The organism is Desulfallas sp. Bu1-1 (genome assembly GCF_015594625.1).
GTDB lineage: Bacteria > Bacillota > Desulfotomaculia > Desulfotomaculales > Desulfallaceae > JADNRQ01.
The window spans coordinates 92,760-107,931 of record NZ_JADNRQ010000010.1 but is presented as its reverse complement, the minus strand read 5'-3'; the positions used below and the strand labels follow the sequence as shown (position 1 = coordinate 107,931).

Below are 15,172 nucleotides of genomic sequence, written 5' to 3'. Positions count from 1 at the left end.
GCGTGGAGCGTAAAGAAATCGAGCGCGGCCAGGTGCTCGCCAAGCCCGGCAGCATCAAACCGCACACCAAGTTCAACGCCGAAGTGTACGTGCTGACCAAGGAAGAGGGCGGCCGTCACACCCCGTTCTTCAACGGCTACCGTCCGCAATTTTACTTCCGGACCACCGACGTGACCGGCGTGATCAAGCTGCCCGAGGGCGTGGAAATGGTGATGCCCGGCGACAACATCAAGATTGAAATCGAGCTGATCACCCCCATTGCCATAGAGGAAGGTTTGCGTTTCGCCATTCGTGAGGGCGGCCGTACCGTGGGCGCCGGGGTTGTTACCAGCATTATCGAGTAGCCGTTACCGCTTTTACGGCGAAAGGAGGTCAGTGCATGAAGAGTCAAAAGATCCGTATCCGGCTCAAGGCGTACGACCACCACATGCTGGACCAGTCGGCCCAAAAAATAGTGGAAACCGCGCGCCGTACCGGTGCCAACGTGGCGGGTCCCGTACCCCTGCCCACGGAAAAAAACATCTATACCATTTTACGTTCCCCGCACGTCAACAAGGACTCCCGGGAACAATTTGAAATGAGAACCCACAAGCGGTTGATTGATATCATGGAACCCACGCCCAAAACGGTGGACGCGCTGATGCGCCTGGATCTGCCCGCCGGCGTGGACATTGAAATAAAACTTTAATCCAAGTTTCAACAGCTGTCTCGAAGGTCAAGTTCACCGATTGGTCACACGGTATTGCCGGGCAGGTCGTGACAACTTGTAATACCAACGACCAACCACCAACCACCTGCGACCCAATCGTGAACCTCTGACGGCATCTGAAAGCCTCGGAAGCATTGACTTCGAGAAGGCTCGGGAGGTGCGATGCAAGCAATGCCAAAAGCAATACTAGGTAGGAAAGTGGGTATGACCCAGGTTTTTACGGAGGCCGGCGAAGCCGTGCCGGTGACCGTGATTGAGGCCGGTCCCTGCGTGGTGGTACAGAAAAAGAACGTGGAAAAAGACGGGTACAACGCCATTCAGATGGGATTCGGCGATAAAAGGGAGAATTTATTCAACAAGCCGTTGAAAGGACACTTTGAAAAGGCCGGGGTAAAACCCAAGCGGTACCTCAGGGAAGTCCGCGTGGAAGACGTGGATGCCTACGAGGTGGGCCAGGAAATCAAGGCCGACATTTTTGCTCCCGGTGACAAGGTGGACGTTGTGGGCACCTCCAAGGGACGCGGTTTTGCCGGCGGCATCAAGCGGCACGGGTTTCACCGCGGCCCCATGGCGCACGGCTCCAAGTATCACCGGAGACCCGGTTCGCAGGCGGCCAAGGGCCCGGCCCGGGTGTTCAAGGGTAGAAAACTGCCCGGCCATTACGGCGTGGAACGGGTAACCGTGCAAAACCTGGAGGTTGTCCGGGTGGACGCCGGGCAAAACATCCTGGCCGTCAAGGGCGCCGTTCCGGGACCGCGGGGCGGCCTGGTAATGATCAGGGATTCCGTTAAGGCCAGGTAGCGGCGGTGCAGCGAAAGGAGGAAGTGTTCATGCCCAGAGTTGCCTTATATAACATGAACGGTGACCAGGTCGGTGAAATCGACTTGAAGGACGAAGTTTTCGGCGTACCGGTGCACCAGCAGGCTCTGCACGATGCCGTGACCATGCAGCTGGCCGGCAGGCGGAGGGGCACCCACGACACCAAAACAAGAGCCGAAGTGAGCGGCGGCGGCCGCAAGCCGTGGCGCCAGAAAGGTACCGGCCGCGCCAGGCACGGTTCCATTCGTTCGCCGATCTGGCGGGGTGGCGGTATCGTTTTCGGCCCGCATCCCCGGGATTACAGTTTCAGAGTTCCCAGGAAGGTGCGCCGGCTGGCTATGAAATCGGCGCTGTCATCCAAGGTCAGCGGCGGTACCATTGTGGTACTGGATGAACTGAAGATCGACGCTCCCAAAACCAAGGATATGATCAAGATCCTGGAAAACTTAAAAGTAAACAACAAGGCCCTGGTGGTAACCGCGGAAAGGGACGAGACCGTATATAAATCGGCCCGTAACATTCCCGGAGTAAAACCATTGAGCGTTCCGGGTCTGAACGTTTACGACCTGCTGGCGCATCCGACGCTGGTGATTACCAGGGACGCGGTGGCCAAGGTCGAGGAGGTGTTCGCGTAATGAAGGACCCGCGGGACATTTTAATCAGACCGGTGGTCACAGAAAAAAGCATGGGGTTATTGGAGGAAAACAAGTATACCTTTATTGTGGACTTAAACGCCAATAAGATTGAAATCAAGAAAGCCGTCGAAGAACTGTTCAACGTCAAGGTCGACAAGGTGCGCACCATGCGGGTGAAGGGCAAGTGGAAGCGCGTCCGTAACCGCTGGGGCAAGGCGCCCGACCGGAAAAAGGCGATTGTCACCTTGAAACCGGGCAATAAAATCCAGCTCTTCGAGGGCGTATAGTTCACAGCCCTGTCCCGGCAACGGCATGGGACGGGTGCGATAAGGAGGGAAGCCAGGTGGGGATTAAGAAATTCAAGCCGACATCTCCGGGCCGGAGGTTTGTCACCGTATCAACTTTTGAAGAAATAACCACCACCGAACCGGAAAAGTCCCTGCTCGAACCGCTGAAGAAGAAAAGCGGCAGAAACAACAAAGGCAGAATAACGGTGCGGCACCGGGGTGGCGGGCACAAGCGGAAATACCGCATCATTGATTTTAAGCGGGATAAGGATGGCATACCGGCCAAGGTTGCCACTATTGAATATGATCCGAACCGCTCGGCCAGGATTGCTCTGCTGCATTACGCGGACGGCGAAAAGCGTTATATCATCGCCCCGGTGGGATTGAAAGTGGGCCAGCAGGTGGAATCCGGCCCGGAGGCCGACATTAAGGTGGGTAACGCCTTGCCGTTGCGCAATATACCCGTGGGTACCATGATTCATAATATTGAATTGCACCCCAGGGGAGGCGGCCAGTTGGTACGTGCCGCCGGAACCGCGGCCCAGCTGATGGCCAAGGAGGGCAAGTACGCCCACGTACGGATGCCTTCGGGCGAAATGCGCCTGATCCTGCAGGATTGCCGGGCCACCATCGGCCAGGTGGGCAACGTGGACCACGAAAACATCACCATTGGTAAAGCCGGCCGCTCCCGGTGGCTGGGTCGCCGGCCAACGGTGCGCGGTGTGGTCATGAACCCCGTTGATCACCCCCACGGCGGTGGCGAAGGCCGCTCGCCCATCGGCAGAAACCCTGTAACACCATGGGGTAAGCCGGCCCTGGGCGCGCGCACCAGGAAGAAGAAGCCCAGCGACCGCTTGATTGTGAAACGTCGCGGTAGTTAACAAACGCATTGATATGCAGGAAGGAGGCTAATCGATGGGTCGTTCCCTCAAAAAGGGCCCGTATTGTGACGAAAAGCTCCTTAAGAAAATTCGAGAGATGAACGAAAAGGGCGACAAGCGGGTCATCAAGACCTGGTCTCGCCGTTCCACCATTTTCCCGGATATGATCGGCCACACCATTGCCGTGCACGATGGTAGAAAACACGTGCCCGTTTACATTACCGAAGATATGGTGGGCCACAAGCTGGGCGAGTTCGCCCCAACCCGGCTTTTCAGGGGGCACGGAGCGCATACTGAAAGGTCGACGGCTTTGAAGTAACGAAGAAAAGGGGATGAAATTCATGGCAGAAGCAAAAGCGGTAGCTAAATATATCCGCATCTCCCCGCGTAAAGTGCGTCAGGTAGTAGACCTCATCAGGGGCAAGGATGTGAAAGAAGCCCTGGCTATATTGAAATTCACACCCAAACGGGCCTCTGTTCCGGTGGCCAAGGTGGTCAAGTCGGCGGTTGCCAACGCCGAGCATAACTACGAAATGGATGGTGACAACCTGTACGTAGCCGCCTGTTATGTGGACCAGGGACCCACCCTGAAGCGGTGGCAACCCCGGGCCATGGGGCGCGCCGACCTGCTCCGCCACCGCACCAGCCACATAACCGTGATAGTAAAAGAAAAGAAGGAGGGCTAGCGTGGGCCAGAAGGTAAACCCCAAGGGATTGCGGATCGGTATTATCAAGGATTGGGATGCCAAGTGGTTTGCCGATAAAAAGAACTTTGCGAGTCTTTTGCTGGAAGATCAAAAGATCCGGAAGTATATCAAGCAAAAGTTATATGCCGCCGGCATTTCCCGAATTCAAATTGAAAGGGCGGCGAATAAAGTCAAGGTTTCCATTCACACGGCCAAGCCCGGCATTGTGATCGGGCGCGGTGGAGCAGAGGTGGATGCTCTGCGCGGCGAACTGGAAAAAATGACCGGCAAGCAGGTTAATATCAATATTGTGGAAATTAAAGTCCCGGAACTTGATGCTCAGCTGATGGCCGAAAACGTGGCCGCCCAGCTGGAAAAAAGGGTGGCTTTTCGCCGGGCCATGAAGCAAAGCGTCAGCCGGGCGATGAAGATGGGCGCCAAGGGCATCAAGATCTCCGTCAGCGGCCGCCTGGCCGGCGCGGAAATCGCCCGGACCGAATGGTACAGCGAAGGCAAGGTGCCCCTGCATACGCTGCGGGCCGACATCGATTACGGGTTTGCCGAAGCCAATACAACTTACGGAAAAATCGGGATCAAAGTTTGGATCTACAAAGGAGAAGTTTTGCCGGAAGTCAGGAAGACCGCTGCCGGTAAAGGAGGCGAATAGGCTCTATGCTCATTCCGAAAAGGGTAAAGTACCGCAAGCAGCGCCGCGGGGGAATCCCCAAGGGTAAATCCAAGGGGGGAAACGAGGTCCACTTCGGAGATTACGGGCTGCAGGCGCTGGAGCCGGGTTGGATCACCAACAGGCAAATTGAAGCCGCTCGTATCGCCATGACCCGTTATATCAAGCGCGGCGGCAAGGTGTGGATTAAGATATTCCCGGATAAGCCAATCACCAAGAAGCCGGCTGAAACCCGCATGGGCAGCGGTAAAGGCGCGCCCGAGTGGTGGGTGGCTGTGGTGAAGCCGGGCCGGATTCTGTTCGAACTGGCCGGCGTCAGCGAAGAAGTGGCCCGGGAAGCCATGCGTTTAGCCTCGCACAAGCTGCCTGTTAAAACCAAATTCGTAAGACGTGGGGAAGTGGGTGAGGCCAGTGAAGGCTAGTGAACTGCGTGAAATGACCGATCAGGAATTGATCAAAAAATTGGCCGACGCCAAGGACGAGCTGTTCAGGCTGCGTTTTCAACTGGCCACCGGACAGCTGGATAATCCAATGCGCATCAAGGAAGTGCGCCGGAACATCGCCCGCGTTAAAACCATTATTCGGGAAAGGGAGATCGGGATTAACCGGGCCTAGAAACTTTATCCAAATGCATTGATCATTTTGCAGGCCAGCATGAAGTGTATGATTAGACACGGCTGTAAATAAAACCCGCTGGCGAAAGGGGGTAGCCATATTGTCTGAGCGCAAAATGCGCAAAACCCAAACGGGTACAGTAGTAAGCGATAAAATGGATAAAACCGTGGTGGTGGCGGTGGAAACGCTGGTCAGGCACCCGCTTTACGGCCGTACCATCCGGAGAACCAAAAAATATAAAGCGCATGACGAGGAAAACGCTTGCAACATCGGTGATAGGGTCAAGATTATGGAAACCAGGCCCCTGTCCAAGGATAAACGGTGGCGCGTAGTGGAAATTTTACGCAAGACGGAGCAAATCTAGCCGCCGGTAATCCGCTGATTGTCGTGTAAAGGAGGATTGTTCGGTGATCCAAGTGCAATCAATGCTCAGGGCGGCAGACAATACCGGAGCCCGCAAGCTTATGTGCATCCGTGTGATGGGCGGGGCGCTGCGCCGATATGCCAGCCTTGGTGATATCATTATTGCTTCCGTCAAGGAAGCTACGCCAGGCGGCGTTGTTAAGAAGGGGGACGTAGTGAAGGCCGTAATCGTCCGGACCAAAAAAGAAGTGCGCCGTCCCGACGGCTCTTACATCAAGTTTGATGAAAACGCTGCCGTAATCATTAAAGATGACGGTACCCCCCGGGGCACACGGATCTTCGGGCCGGTGGCACGGGAATTGCGCGAAAAGGACTACATGAAAATTGTCTCCCTGGCTCCGGAAGTTCTGTAACGAATGCCGCTTCAGGAGGTGTAACGGATATGACCAAACCCAAAGTGCACGTGCGCAAAGGCGATACGGTATTAGTCATTCGCGGCAAGAGCGCCGGAAAAAAAGGTAAAGTGCTCGAGGTGCAGCCCGATAAAAGCCGCGTCATAGTTGAGGGCGTTAATAAAGTCAAACGCCATACCAGGCCCACCCAGAAGAATCCCCAGGGCGGCATTATGGAAAGGGAGGCCCCCATCCATAGCTCAAACGTGATGCTTTATTGCACAAAGTGCAATAAACCCACCCGGGTGGCGAAGAAATTTTTGGAAGACGGCAAAAAAGTCCGTCAGTGCAAGCACTGCGGTGAAGTGCTGAGCTGACGCGCGCGGAAGGAGGGAAGCGGTGTGCCCAGGCTTAAAGACAAATACAATCAAGATGTCGTCAAAGCCATGATGGAAAAGTTCGGCTATAAAAACATTATGCAAGTTCCAAAGCTGGAAAAGGTTGTTATCAATATGGGTGTTGGTGAGGCCATCCAAAACAGCAAGGCCATCGATGCTGCGGTAAACGATTTAATGACCATCACCGGCCAGCGCCCCGTGGTTACCAAGGCGAAGAAATCAATTGCGGCGTTTAAGTTGCGCCAGGGGATGACAATAGGCTGCAAGGTAACTTTGCGGGGCGACCGCATGTACGAGTTTGTTGACAGGCTGTTCAACATCGCCCTGCCGCGGGTGCGCGATTTCCGCGGGGTGTCGCCCAAATCCTTCGACGGGCGGGGCAATTACAGCCTGGGGATCAGGGAGCAGCTGATTTTCCCTGAAATCGATTATGATAAGATCGACAAGGTCAGAGGTATGGACATCATCTTCGTGACTACGGCCAAAACCGACGAAGAGGCCCGGGAGTTGCTCCGGCTGATGGGAATGCCCTTCAGGGCGGCCTGATCGTAATCCATCCTCAAAGCAAAGGAGGGAACCAGGTGGCAAAAAAAGCAATGGTCAATAAGGCCCAGCGTCCCCAAAAATTCAAGGTCAGGGCCTACAATAGATGTAAACTTTGCGGCCGGCCCCGCGCTTACATGCGCAAGTTTGGAATCTGCCGGATTTGTTTCCGGGAGTTGGCTTACAGGGGCGAAATACCCGGACTGAGGAAGGCCAGTTGGTAAAAGGAAGGAGGTATTCCCGGTATGGTTATGACTGATCCTGTTGCCGATTTTTTAACTCGCATTCGCAACGCCAATATGGTTTACCACGATAAAGTCGAGGTGCCCTCTTCCAAAATGAAGCGCGCCATTGCGGAAATCTTGAAGCAAGAGGGCTTCATCAAGGATTATGAGTACATTGAGGATGGCAAACAGGGCATACTGCGCATTTACATGAAGTACGGTTCGGGCAAGGAGCGGGTGATTACCGGACTGAAGCGCATATCCAAGCCCGGTTTGCGGGTTTATACCCGCAAGGATTCCATCCCCAAGGTGCTTGGTGGGCTGGGTATAGCCATTATATCCACCTCCAAGGGGATTATGACCGACAAAAGAGCCCGCCAGGAAAACCTCGGTGGCGAGGTTATCTGCTACGTCTGGTAGAAAAGAGGGGCACAGGAGGTGTAAGGCATGAGTAGAATCGGCAAAAAACCAGTCCTGCTTCCCGATAACGTCAAGGCCACAGTGGAAGGAAACACCGTCCGGGTTGAGGGCCCCAAGGGGAAGCTGGAGAAAGTGTTTCACAAGGATATGATTATTGAAAAGGTGGACGAAAAGACGCTGGTGGTGAAGAGACCCTCCGACAACAAGCTGCACAAATCCCTGCACGGCCTCACCCGCACGCTGCTGAACAATATGGTGCAGGGCGTGGCCAACGGGTACCAAAAAAACCTGGAACTGGTCGGCGTGGGCTACCGGGCTGCCAAACAGGGCAATAAGCTGGTGCTGACGGTGGGTTATTCGCACCCGGTGGAAATCGTACCCCCGGAAGGGATCGAAATAGAAGTGCCGGCCGCCACCAAGATTACGATCAAGGGTATTGACAAGGAACTGGTGGGTGCCGTGGCCGCCAATATCCGTGCGGTGCGGGAACCCGAGCCGTACAAGGGCAAGGGAATCAAGTACGAAGGCGAGCGCATCCGCCGTAAGGTTGGCAAGGCTGGTGCCAAGCGTTAATACAGGGGGAAGGAGTGAAGTGGCGTGATTACCAAGCCTAATCGCAATGCGCTGCGGAAAAAACGTCACCTGCGCGTACGCAACAAGGTTCACGGAACCGCCGAACGCCCGAGGCTGAACGTATACCGCAGTGTGAACAATATTTATGCCCAGATTATCAACGATGACCTGGGGGAAACCCTGGTTGCCGCGTCATCCCTTTCGCCCGAATTAAAAGGCAAGATACAGGGCGGCAATAAAGAGGGGGCCGAGGCGGTGGGTAAATTGATCGCGGCCAAGGCTCTGGAAAAGGGCATCAAAAAAGTTGTGTTCGACCGTGCCGGTTATCTCTACCATGGCCGGATCAAGGTCCTGGCCGATGCAGCCAGGGAGGGCGGCCTCGAATTTTAGGAATGGACCGGACCAAAAGGAGGGGAAATGGTGTCAAAGTTTGAACCGGCTAAGTCCGAGTTTTCCGAAAAGGTTGTGTTTATCAACCGCGTGGCCAAAGTGGTCAAGGGCGGCAGGCGTTTTAGTTTTTCGGCCCTGGTGGTTGTAGGCGACGGCAACGGCCGGGTTGGCGCGGGTCTGGGTAAAGCCGGCGAGGTGCCCGAGGCCATCCGCAAGGGCATTGATGATGCCAAAAAGAATTTAATCAACGTTCCTCTGGCCGGAACCACGATACCTCACGAGGTGATCGGTGTATTCGGCGCCGGCAAGGTATTATTGAAACCGGCCGCACCCGGTACCGGCGTGATTGCGGGCGGGCCGGTGCGGGCCATCATGGAACTGGCCGGTGTGAAGGATATTTTAACCAAATCACTGGGATCAAACAACGCCAACAACGTGGTGCGCGCCACCATGGAAGCCATAAAAAGCTTGAAAACGCCCGAGCAAGTGGCCCGCCTGCGCAATAAATCCGTGGAAGAATTGCTGGGTTAGGGGGTAGTTTTGTGGCCAAGCTAAAAATCACCCTGGTCAGGAGCCTCATCGGGCGGCCGGAGTCTCAAAGGAAAACGGTTCGCTCCCTGGGGTTGACTAAAACCAACAGTTCCGTTATTCATGAAGATACGCCTCAGATCAGGGGCATGATTAATAAAGTCACACACCTGCTGAAAGTGGAGGAAGTGTAAAAGGAGGTGCACCATGAACCTGCACGAATTGAAACCCACACCCGGTTCCAGGCATAAACCAACCCGCAAAGGCCAGGGCATCGGATCCGGACTGGGCAAAACCGCGGGACGCGGCCACAAAGGTCAAAAGGCCCGCAGCGGTGGGGGAGTAAGGCCGGGCTTTGAAGGCGGGCAAATGCCCCTGCAGCGCCGTATGCCCAAGCGGGGATTTACCAATGCGCCTTTTAAAAAGGAAATCATCGCTGTAAACCTGGAGAAATTAAACCGGTTTGAAAATGGAACCGAGGTTACCCCGGAGATCCTGCTCCAGGCAAGGGTCATCAGAAAAGTCGGCGACGGGGTTAAGATACTGGGTGAGGGTAACCTGGAAAAGTCGCTTACGGTCAGGGCCCATGCATTCAGCAAGTCCGCGGTGGAAAAAATCGAATCCGCGGGTGGCAAGGCCGAGGTGATTTAATTGGCTCAAATAGTGGACGGCTTGAAAGGTGCCTTCAAGGTTAGTGAACTACGCACCAAGTTGTTGTTTACCCTGTTCATGATCTTTGTATTCCGCGTCGGGACGCATATACCGGTGCCCGGGGTGGATGTTGAAAAGTTCAGAGATTTGATCGCGGGCGGCATGCTGTTCGGGTTTTTCGACGTGATTTCCGGCGGCGCCTTTAAAAGCTTTTCGGTATTCGCCATGAGTATTGTGCCCTATATCAACGCCTCAATCATCATGCAATTGCTGACAGTGGTCATTCCCCACCTGGAGAAGCTGGCCAAGGAAGGCGAGGAAGGGCGCAAAAAAATCACCCAGTATACCAGGTATTTCACCGTTGTGCTGGCGCTGTTGCAGGCTATCGGGATGAGCGCGGTTATGGGCCGTTCCGGCATTATTCATAATCCCGGATTTGTCAGTTACGCAATAATTGCCATCACCCTGACCGCGGGTACGGCCTTGCTCATGTGGATCGGCGAACAAATTACCGAACACGGTATCGGCAACGGCATATCGCTGCTTATTTTTGCCGGTATCGTCAGCCGGCTGCCCGCGGGGCTGCAGAACCTGTACATGCAGCTGGAGGCCGGAACCGTCAATATTCTAAGCATACTTATTCTGGCTGTCATCGGCGCCCTGGTCATTGCCGCCGTCGTGGCGGTGCAGGAAGGCCAGCGGCGGATTCCGGTGCAATATGCCAAGCGGGTAGTGGGTCGCCGGGTGTACGGCGGGCAGTCCACCCACCTACCCCTCAAGGTGAACCAGGCCGGCGTAATCCCGGTAATCTTTGCTTCATCGCTGTTGATGTTCCCCTCGCAAATTGCCCAGTGGTTCCAGGGCTCGGCGTTTGCCGATTTCTATACCAGGTACTTCGGCTGGGGCACAGCGGCACATGCCGTGATTTACGCCTTGCTGATTATCGGCTTTACCTATTTTTATACAGCGGTAATCATGAACCCGGTGGACGTTGCAGATAACATTAAAAAGTATGGTGGATTCATACCGGGGATCAGGCCGGGCCGGCCCACGGCGGAATATATTTCCCGGGTGATGAGCAGGGTAACCCTGGCCGGGGCGGTGTTCCTGGCTCTCATTGCCATATTGCCCAACTTTGTGTTGCTGGCAACCCGCATCCCCAATATTTACTTCGGCGGCACGGCTTTGCTTATCGTGGTGGGCGTGGCGCTGGACACGATGAAGCAAATCGAATCTCACCTGCTTATGCGCAGTTACCAGGGCTTTATTAAGTAGCCGAGGTGTTGCCCTGTGATTATCTGTAAGTCCGAACGGGAACTAAGTTTTATGCGTGAAGCCGGCCGGGTGGTGGCGGGCGCTTTTGAAGCGGTGGCGAAGGCGATCCGGCCGGGGGTGACCACCGCGGAACTGGACCGGATAGCCGAGGAGTACATTGTTTCCAGGGGGGCCAGGCCGGCCTTTAAAGGCCTTTATGGCTTTCCGGCCACCATCTGCGCTTCGGTCAACGATCAGGTGGTGCACGGCATACCCGGTTTAAAAAAATTGGAAAATGGAGATATTATCAGTATTGATATCGGGGCGGAAATAAATGGATACTTCGGGGATGCCGCGCAAACGTTTCCAGTGGGCGATATTTCGCCCGAGTTGGAAAAATTGCTGGATGTAACCAGGGAAGCGCTGGTAAGGGGTATCAACATGGCCCGCAACGGCAACAGGCTGTCCGACATATCCCACGCGGTGCAGTCTTACGTGGAACAACACGGTTTCTCGGTGGTTAGAGATTACGTGGGGCACGGTATCGGCACCAGGATGCACGAGGAACCCCAGGTACCTAACTTCGGCAGGCCCGGTCGGGGGCCACGCCTGAGAACTGGAATGACATTAGCAATAGAACCGATGGTGAACATGGGCACCTACGAGGTGCACACTCTTCCGGATAACTGGACTGTGGTTACCCGGGACGGCAAACCTTCAGCTCATTTTGAACACACAATCGCCATTACCGACGATGAGCCGTTAATCCTTACCTTACCTTAGATTGGTCGCCGGTCGCCAGTCGCCGGTAATAATGATGCGCTGGATGCGCTGGTCGATTACCCGACGGCAGATGTTAGGGGCCGCTAAATTGGTGCGTTGATTAAAATGCCAGCGCTTTAGGACGATGTCGATTGATGTTTGTGTGTGATGGGGCCTGCACCCGATCGGGAGGGTGATGGATAATGGAGGTAAAAGCTATCCCGGGACAACTGGTGGAATCCAGGTCCGGGCGAGATAGCGGCAGGTTTTATCTGGTGATGGAAGTTATCGGGGATAATTATGTTCTTGTTGCCGACGGTTCGAGCAGGCGACTGGAAAACCCCAAGAAAAAGAACGTTAAACATCTTAATTTTCATTCCCAGGTCGCCGGTGAACTCGCGGAAAAGCTGAAATCGGGCGAGCGCATTACCAATACGGAATTGCGCCAGGCTGTTCAGCGTCTTATGGAGGAGACCGGAAGAGTAACCATTTAAAAGGAGGTTGGTTTTTTACCTAATGTCAGGCAAGGATGTTATTGAAGTGGAAGGTACCGTGATCGAGCCGTTGCCCAACGCTATGTTCCGCGTGGAGCTGAAAAACGGGCACAAGGTACTGGCACACGTTAGCGGGAAAATTAGAATGAATTTTATTCGAATCTTGGCCGGAGACAGGGTTATGGTCGAGTTGTCTCCATATGATTTGACGCGGGGCAGGATTGTATACCGGTTTAAATAAATTTGCAGTACAGCTGAAAGCTTTGCTTTTGGCCGGGGGAGGTTGTATTATGAAAGTCAGGCCTTCTGTTAAGCCGATTTGCGAGAAGTGCAAAATAATCCGCCGTAAAGGCAGAATTATGGTGATCTGCGAAAACCCCAAGCATAAACAGCGGCAAGGGTAGAATTGGAGGTGTTGATAAGGAATGGCACGTATCGCGGGCGTTGATTTACCGCGGGATAAAAGAGTTGAAGTGGGCATTACCTATATTTATGGAATCGGCCGGTCAACCTCGCAAAAAATTTTGCAGCAGGCTGGAGTCAACCCGGATACCCGCATCAGGGATCTGACCGAGGAAGAAGTCAACAAATTAAGGGATATAATTGAAAAGAATTACCGTGTGGAGGGCGACCTGCGCCGGGAAGTGGCCCTGAATATCAAACGGCTCATGGAAATCGGCTGCTACCGGGGACTGCGTCACCGCCGCGGCTTGCCGGTACGCGGGCAAAACACCAAAAACAATGCTAGAACGCGCAAGGGTCCCAGGCGGACTGTCGGTGTGAAAAGGAAGAAATAAGGGGGGAAAATAGTTGGCGCGAAGAGTTGCCAGAACCAGAAAGCGGGAGCGTAAAAACGTCGAACAGGGCGTGGCACATATCAAGTCCACGTTTAACAACACTATCGTTACCATTACTGATATGAAGGGTAACGCGATTTCCTGGGCCAGCGCCGGCGGGGTCGGTTTCAAGGGATCGAGAAAGAGTACCCCCTTTGCCGCGCAAATGGCCGCCGAAAAGGCAGCCCGGGAAGCAATGGAACACGGGATGAAAGAAGTCGAGGTAACGGTAAAAGGCCCCGGTGCGGGCAGGGAGGCCGCTATCCGTTCCCTGCAGGCCGCCGGTTTGGAAGTCAGTATGATCAAGGATGTTACGCCGATTCCTCATAACGGCTGCCGGCCGCCCAAGCGCCGGAGAGTTTAAGGAGGTGTATTTACCGGTTTATGGCAAGATATACGGGAGCGCAATGCAAGCTGTGCCGTCGTGAAGGTCAAAAGCTGTACCTCAAGGGAGACCGCTGCTACACTGGTAAATGCGGCATTGATCGCCGCAGCTATGCTCCGGGTCAGCACGGTCAGAGCCGGAAAAAGATATCCGAATACGGTTTGCAATTAAGAGAAAAACAAAAAGCCCGCCGTTTTTACGGGGTTTTGGAAAAGCAATTCAGAAACTATTATCACAAGGCTTCCAGGCAGCCGGGGATGACCGGGGAAAATTTGCTGCGCCTGCTTGAGCGCCGCCTGGATAATGTGGTATATCGCCTGGGGCTGGCCGCCTCCCGCAATGAGGCCCGCCAGCTGGTACGCCACGGGCATTTCAAGGTCAACGGCCGTAAAACCAATATCCCCTCTTTCCTGGTGCGTGTGGGGGATGAGATTACGGTCAGAGAAAGGAGTTTGGAATCGCCGCGGGTTAAGGAATTACTGGAACGCGCTGCTGACAACACTCCCCCGGCATGGCTGGAATATAACGCCGACCAAATCAAGGGCCGGGTGGTAGCGCTTCCCTCCCGGGAACAGATAGACGCCCCCGTTCAAGAAACCCTTATCGTGGAGCTTTACTCCAAGTAATGCGGGTGATTACGCGTCGATCCCATTCCGTCCCAAGGAGGGGTTAAACCTGAGTATGTTGGAAATAGAGAAGCCGAGAATCGAATGTGTGGAATCCGATAAGGAAAATAACTACGGTAAATTTGTAGTTGAGCCGCTTGAAAGAGGCTACGGGATAACCCTGGGAAATTCGTTGCGGCGCATTTTGCTCTCCTCTCTGCCCGGTGCCGCTGTTACTTCAATTAAAATCGACGGGGTGCTGCACGAATTTTCCACCATTCCCGGAGTCAAGGAAGATGTCACTGAGATAATTTTGAATCTCAAGGGCTTGTGCCTGAAGATGCATACCGATGAAGAAAGAATTTTACGCATCGAAGCCCAGGGCGAGGGCGTGGTTAAAGCCGGTGACATTTTGGGCGATGCCGATGTGGAGATTTTAAACCCGGAGATGCATATTGCCACCCTGGCGGAGGGGGCAAGGCTGTTCATGGAAATGACCGTTGCCCGGGGGCGGGGCTATATTTCTGCGGAGCGCAACAAGCAGGGCGACCACATCATTGGGGTTATACCGGTGGACTCCATTTTCACCCCGGTGAAAAAGGTGAATTATTATGTTGAAAACACCAGGGTGGGACAGCGCACCGATTACGACAAGCTGACCATGGAAGTGTGGACGGACGGAAGTATCGGGCCCGAGGAGGCCATTAGCCTCAGCGCCAAAATTTTAAGCGAACACCTGCGCCTGTTCATCGGTCTGACCGAATCGGCGGACGATGTGGAGATAATGGTGGAAAAGGAAGAAGAACAGAAAGATAAAATTCTGGAAATGCCCATCGAGGAGCTGGATTTAAGCGTGCGCTCTTACAACTGTCTGAAACGGGCGGGTATCAATACCGTGGAGGAATTGATCCAGCGCAACGAAGAGGACATGATGAAGGTGCGCAACCTCGGCAAAAAGTCCCTGGAAGAGGTTATCAACAAACTGGCTGAACTTGGTTTGAGCCTGCGCAAGGACGACGAGTAAGGAGGGATGAACG

At 54.3% G+C, this 15,172-nt stretch carries 30 protein-coding genes and 1 pseudogene; all 31 read left to right on the top strand.

Going from position 1 to position 15,172, the window contains the following annotated elements; genetic code table 11:
- Positions 1 to 344 (top strand): annotated as a pseudogene (tuf, locus tag IT084_RS11045) (elongation factor Tu); the annotation flags it as partial.
- 35 nt (positions 345 to 379) lie between these two features.
- Complete coding sequence (gene rpsJ, locus IT084_RS11040; RefSeq protein WP_195712917.1) at positions 380 to 688, top strand: 30S ribosomal protein S10; 309 nt, start codon at positions 380 to 382, stop codon at positions 686 to 688.
- A gap of 192 nt (positions 689 to 880) precedes the next feature.
- The gene (gene rplC / locus IT084_RS11035; RefSeq protein WP_195712931.1) at positions 881 to 1,510 is read left to right on the top strand and encodes a 50S ribosomal protein L3; all 630 of its coding nucleotides are present in this window, start codon (positions 881 to 883) and stop codon (positions 1,508 to 1,510) included.
- Positions 1,511 to 1,539: 29 nt separating this feature from the next.
- Positions 1,540 to 2,163 carry a 50S ribosomal protein L4 gene (gene rplD / locus IT084_RS11030; RefSeq protein ID WP_195712916.1) on the top strand — a complete coding sequence of 208 codons (624 nt, stop codon included), beginning with the start codon at positions 1,540 to 1,542 and terminating at the stop codon, positions 2,161 to 2,163.
- Positions 2,163 to 2,450, top strand: a complete 288-nt coding sequence (gene rplW / locus IT084_RS11025) for a 50S ribosomal protein L23 (protein ID WP_195712915.1) — start codon at positions 2,163 to 2,165, stop codon at positions 2,448 to 2,450. The genes rplD and rplW overlap by 1 nt, the downstream gene beginning before the upstream one ends.
- Positions 2,451 to 2,506: 56 nt before the next feature.
- A complete protein-coding gene (gene rplB / locus IT084_RS11020; protein WP_195712914.1) occupies positions 2,507 to 3,331 on the top strand; it encodes a 50S ribosomal protein L2 in 825 nt (274 codons plus the stop codon).
- Between the two features lie 34 nt (positions 3,332 to 3,365).
- Positions 3,366 to 3,650: a 30S ribosomal protein S19 gene (rpsS, locus tag IT084_RS11015; RefSeq protein WP_195712913.1), complete on the top strand. Its 285-nt coding sequence runs from the start codon at positions 3,366 to 3,368 to the stop codon at positions 3,648 to 3,650.
- Positions 3,651 to 3,672: 22 nt separating this feature from the next.
- Positions 3,673 to 4,017, top strand: a complete 345-nt coding sequence (gene rplV / locus IT084_RS11010; protein WP_195712912.1) for a 50S ribosomal protein L22 — start codon at positions 3,673 to 3,675, stop codon at positions 4,015 to 4,017.
- A gap of 1 nt (position 4,018) precedes the next feature.
- Positions 4,019 to 4,684, top strand: a complete 666-nt coding sequence (gene rpsC / locus IT084_RS11005) for a 30S ribosomal protein S3 (protein WP_195712911.1) — start codon at positions 4,019 to 4,021, stop codon at positions 4,682 to 4,684.
- A gap of 5 nt (positions 4,685 to 4,689) precedes the next feature.
- Entirely contained in the window at positions 4,690 to 5,124 is a 435-nt protein-coding gene (gene rplP, locus IT084_RS11000) for a 50S ribosomal protein L16 (protein WP_195712910.1), read from the top strand.
- Positions 5,114 to 5,317, top strand: coding sequence for a 50S ribosomal protein L29 (gene rpmC, locus IT084_RS10995; protein WP_195712909.1), 204 nt, complete (start codon positions 5,114 to 5,116; stop codon positions 5,315 to 5,317). Before rplP ends, rpmC begins: the two co-directional genes overlap by 11 nt.
- A 115-nt stretch (positions 5,318 to 5,432) precedes the next feature.
- Positions 5,433 to 5,681, top strand: a complete 249-nt coding sequence (gene rpsQ, locus IT084_RS10990) for a 30S ribosomal protein S17 (RefSeq protein WP_279327868.1) — start codon at positions 5,433 to 5,435, stop codon at positions 5,679 to 5,681.
- Between the two features lie 43 nt (positions 5,682 to 5,724).
- Positions 5,725 to 6,093 (top strand): 50S ribosomal protein L14, encoded by a 369-nt coding sequence (gene rplN / locus IT084_RS10985; RefSeq protein WP_195712907.1) that lies wholly within the window; start codon positions 5,725 to 5,727, stop codon positions 6,091 to 6,093.
- A 29-nt stretch (positions 6,094 to 6,122) separates the two neighbouring features.
- Positions 6,123 to 6,449 (top strand): 50S ribosomal protein L24, encoded by a 327-nt coding sequence (rplX, locus tag IT084_RS10980; RefSeq protein ID WP_207744530.1) that lies wholly within the window; start codon positions 6,123 to 6,125, stop codon positions 6,447 to 6,449.
- 24 nt (positions 6,450 to 6,473) lie between these two features.
- Complete coding sequence (rplE, locus tag IT084_RS10975; protein ID WP_195712906.1) at positions 6,474 to 7,016, top strand: 50S ribosomal protein L5; 543 nt, start codon at positions 6,474 to 6,476, stop codon at positions 7,014 to 7,016.
- A gap of 35 nt (positions 7,017 to 7,051) precedes the next feature.
- Entirely contained in the window at positions 7,052 to 7,237 is a 186-nt protein-coding gene (locus IT084_RS10970) for a type Z 30S ribosomal protein S14 (RefSeq protein ID WP_195712905.1), read from the top strand.
- 21 nt (positions 7,238 to 7,258) lie between these two features.
- A complete protein-coding gene (gene rpsH, locus IT084_RS10965; protein ID WP_195712904.1) occupies positions 7,259 to 7,657 on the top strand; it encodes a 30S ribosomal protein S8 in 399 nt (132 codons plus the stop codon).
- A gap of 27 nt (positions 7,658 to 7,684) precedes the next feature.
- The gene (gene rplF, locus IT084_RS10960; protein ID WP_195712903.1) at positions 7,685 to 8,230 is read left to right on the top strand and encodes a 50S ribosomal protein L6; all 546 of its coding nucleotides are present in this window, start codon (positions 7,685 to 7,687) and stop codon (positions 8,228 to 8,230) included.
- A 24-nt stretch (positions 8,231 to 8,254) separates the two neighbouring features.
- A complete protein-coding gene (rplR, locus tag IT084_RS10955) occupies positions 8,255 to 8,620 on the top strand; it encodes a 50S ribosomal protein L18 (protein WP_195712902.1) in 366 nt (121 codons plus the stop codon).
- 30 nt (positions 8,621 to 8,650) lie between these two features.
- Positions 8,651 to 9,151 carry a 30S ribosomal protein S5 gene (gene rpsE, locus IT084_RS10950; RefSeq protein WP_313885463.1) on the top strand — a complete coding sequence of 167 codons (501 nt, stop codon included), beginning with the start codon at positions 8,651 to 8,653 and terminating at the stop codon, positions 9,149 to 9,151.
- 11 nt (positions 9,152 to 9,162) lie between these two features.
- Entirely contained in the window at positions 9,163 to 9,342 is a 180-nt protein-coding gene (gene rpmD, locus IT084_RS10945; RefSeq protein WP_195712900.1) for a 50S ribosomal protein L30, read from the top strand.
- Positions 9,343 to 9,355: 13 nt separating this feature from the next.
- On the top strand, positions 9,356 to 9,799 hold the full coding sequence (rplO, locus tag IT084_RS10940) for a 50S ribosomal protein L15 (protein ID WP_195712899.1): 444 nt from the start codon (positions 9,356 to 9,358) through the stop codon (positions 9,797 to 9,799).
- Positions 9,800 to 11,074: a preprotein translocase subunit SecY gene (secY, locus tag IT084_RS10935; RefSeq protein ID WP_207744529.1), complete on the top strand. Its 1,275-nt coding sequence runs from the start codon at positions 9,800 to 9,802 to the stop codon at positions 11,072 to 11,074.
- A 15-nt stretch (positions 11,075 to 11,089) separates the two neighbouring features.
- Positions 11,090 to 11,836, top strand: coding sequence for a type I methionyl aminopeptidase (map, locus tag IT084_RS10930; RefSeq protein ID WP_195712898.1), 747 nt, complete (start codon positions 11,090 to 11,092; stop codon positions 11,834 to 11,836).
- Between the two features lie 182 nt (positions 11,837 to 12,018).
- Positions 12,019 to 12,309: a KOW domain-containing RNA-binding protein gene (locus IT084_RS10925; protein ID WP_195712897.1), complete on the top strand. Its 291-nt coding sequence runs from the start codon at positions 12,019 to 12,021 to the stop codon at positions 12,307 to 12,309.
- A 22-nt stretch (positions 12,310 to 12,331) separates the two neighbouring features.
- Entirely contained in the window at positions 12,332 to 12,550 is a 219-nt protein-coding gene (gene infA, locus IT084_RS10920) for a translation initiation factor IF-1 (RefSeq protein ID WP_195712928.1), read from the top strand.
- Between the two features lie 49 nt (positions 12,551 to 12,599).
- Entirely contained in the window at positions 12,600 to 12,713 is a 114-nt protein-coding gene (rpmJ, locus tag IT084_RS10915) for a 50S ribosomal protein L36 (protein ID WP_195712896.1), read from the top strand.
- A 21-nt stretch (positions 12,714 to 12,734) separates the two neighbouring features.
- Positions 12,735 to 13,106, top strand: coding sequence for a 30S ribosomal protein S13 (rpsM, locus tag IT084_RS10910; RefSeq protein ID WP_195712895.1), 372 nt, complete (start codon positions 12,735 to 12,737; stop codon positions 13,104 to 13,106).
- Positions 13,107 to 13,119: 13 nt separating this feature from the next.
- Positions 13,120 to 13,509, top strand: a complete 390-nt coding sequence (gene rpsK / locus IT084_RS10905) for a 30S ribosomal protein S11 (RefSeq protein ID WP_195712894.1) — start codon at positions 13,120 to 13,122, stop codon at positions 13,507 to 13,509.
- 20 nt (positions 13,510 to 13,529) lie between these two features.
- Positions 13,530 to 14,156: a 30S ribosomal protein S4 gene (gene rpsD / locus IT084_RS10900; RefSeq protein ID WP_195712893.1), complete on the top strand. Its 627-nt coding sequence runs from the start codon at positions 13,530 to 13,532 to the stop codon at positions 14,154 to 14,156.
- 55 nt (positions 14,157 to 14,211) lie between these two features.
- Entirely contained in the window at positions 14,212 to 15,159 is a 948-nt protein-coding gene (locus IT084_RS10895; RefSeq protein WP_195712892.1) for a DNA-directed RNA polymerase subunit alpha, read from the top strand.
- The last annotated feature ends 13 nt before the right edge of the window (positions 15,160 to 15,172 follow it).

Excerpts from the sequence above, each read along its gene's own strand:
- rplD (WP_195712916.1), top strand. The coding sequence starts at position 1,540 with ATGCCCAGAGTTGCCTTATATAACATGAACGGTGACCAGGTCGGTGAA.
- rpsJ (WP_195712917.1), top strand. The coding sequence starts at position 380 with ATGAAGAGTCAAAAGATCCGTATCCGGCTCAAGGCGTACGACCACCAC.
- rpsD (WP_195712893.1), top strand. The coding sequence starts at position 13,530 with ATGGCAAGATATACGGGAGCGCAATGCAAGCTGTGCCGTCGTGAAGGT.
- rplW (WP_195712915.1), top strand. The coding sequence starts at position 2,163 with ATGAAGGACCCGCGGGACATTTTAATCAGACCGGTGGTCACAGAAAAA.
- rpsH (WP_195712904.1), top strand. The coding sequence starts at position 7,259 with ATGGTTATGACTGATCCTGTTGCCGATTTTTTAACTCGCATTCGCAAC.
- rplO (WP_195712899.1), top strand. The coding sequence starts at position 9,356 with ATGAACCTGCACGAATTGAAACCCACACCCGGTTCCAGGCATAAACCA.
- rplF (WP_195712903.1), top strand. The coding sequence starts at position 7,685 with ATGAGTAGAATCGGCAAAAAACCAGTCCTGCTTCCCGATAACGTCAAG.
- rplC (WP_195712931.1), top strand. The coding sequence starts at position 881 with ATGCCAAAAGCAATACTAGGTAGGAAAGTGGGTATGACCCAGGTTTTT.
- rpsM (WP_195712895.1), top strand. The coding sequence starts at position 12,735 with ATGGCACGTATCGCGGGCGTTGATTTACCGCGGGATAAAAGAGTTGAA.
- rpsS (WP_195712913.1), top strand. The coding sequence starts at position 3,366 with ATGGGTCGTTCCCTCAAAAAGGGCCCGTATTGTGACGAAAAGCTCCTT.
- rplP (WP_195712910.1), top strand. The coding sequence starts at position 4,690 with ATGCTCATTCCGAAAAGGGTAAAGTACCGCAAGCAGCGCCGCGGGGGA.
- IT084_RS10895 (WP_195712892.1), top strand. The coding sequence starts at position 14,212 with ATGTTGGAAATAGAGAAGCCGAGAATCGAATGTGTGGAATCCGATAAG.
- rplV (WP_195712912.1), top strand. The coding sequence starts at position 3,673 with ATGGCAGAAGCAAAAGCGGTAGCTAAATATATCCGCATCTCCCCGCGT.
- rpmJ (WP_195712896.1), top strand. The coding sequence starts at position 12,600 with ATGAAAGTCAGGCCTTCTGTTAAGCCGATTTGCGAGAAGTGCAAAATA.
- rpsQ (WP_279327868.1), top strand. The coding sequence starts at position 5,433 with ATGCGCAAAACCCAAACGGGTACAGTAGTAAGCGATAAAATGGATAAA.
- rplX (WP_207744530.1), top strand. The coding sequence starts at position 6,123 with ATGACCAAACCCAAAGTGCACGTGCGCAAAGGCGATACGGTATTAGTC.
- infA (WP_195712928.1), top strand. The coding sequence starts at position 12,332 with ATGTCAGGCAAGGATGTTATTGAAGTGGAAGGTACCGTGATCGAGCCG.
- IT084_RS10925 (WP_195712897.1), top strand. The coding sequence starts at position 12,019 with ATGGAGGTAAAAGCTATCCCGGGACAACTGGTGGAATCCAGGTCCGGG.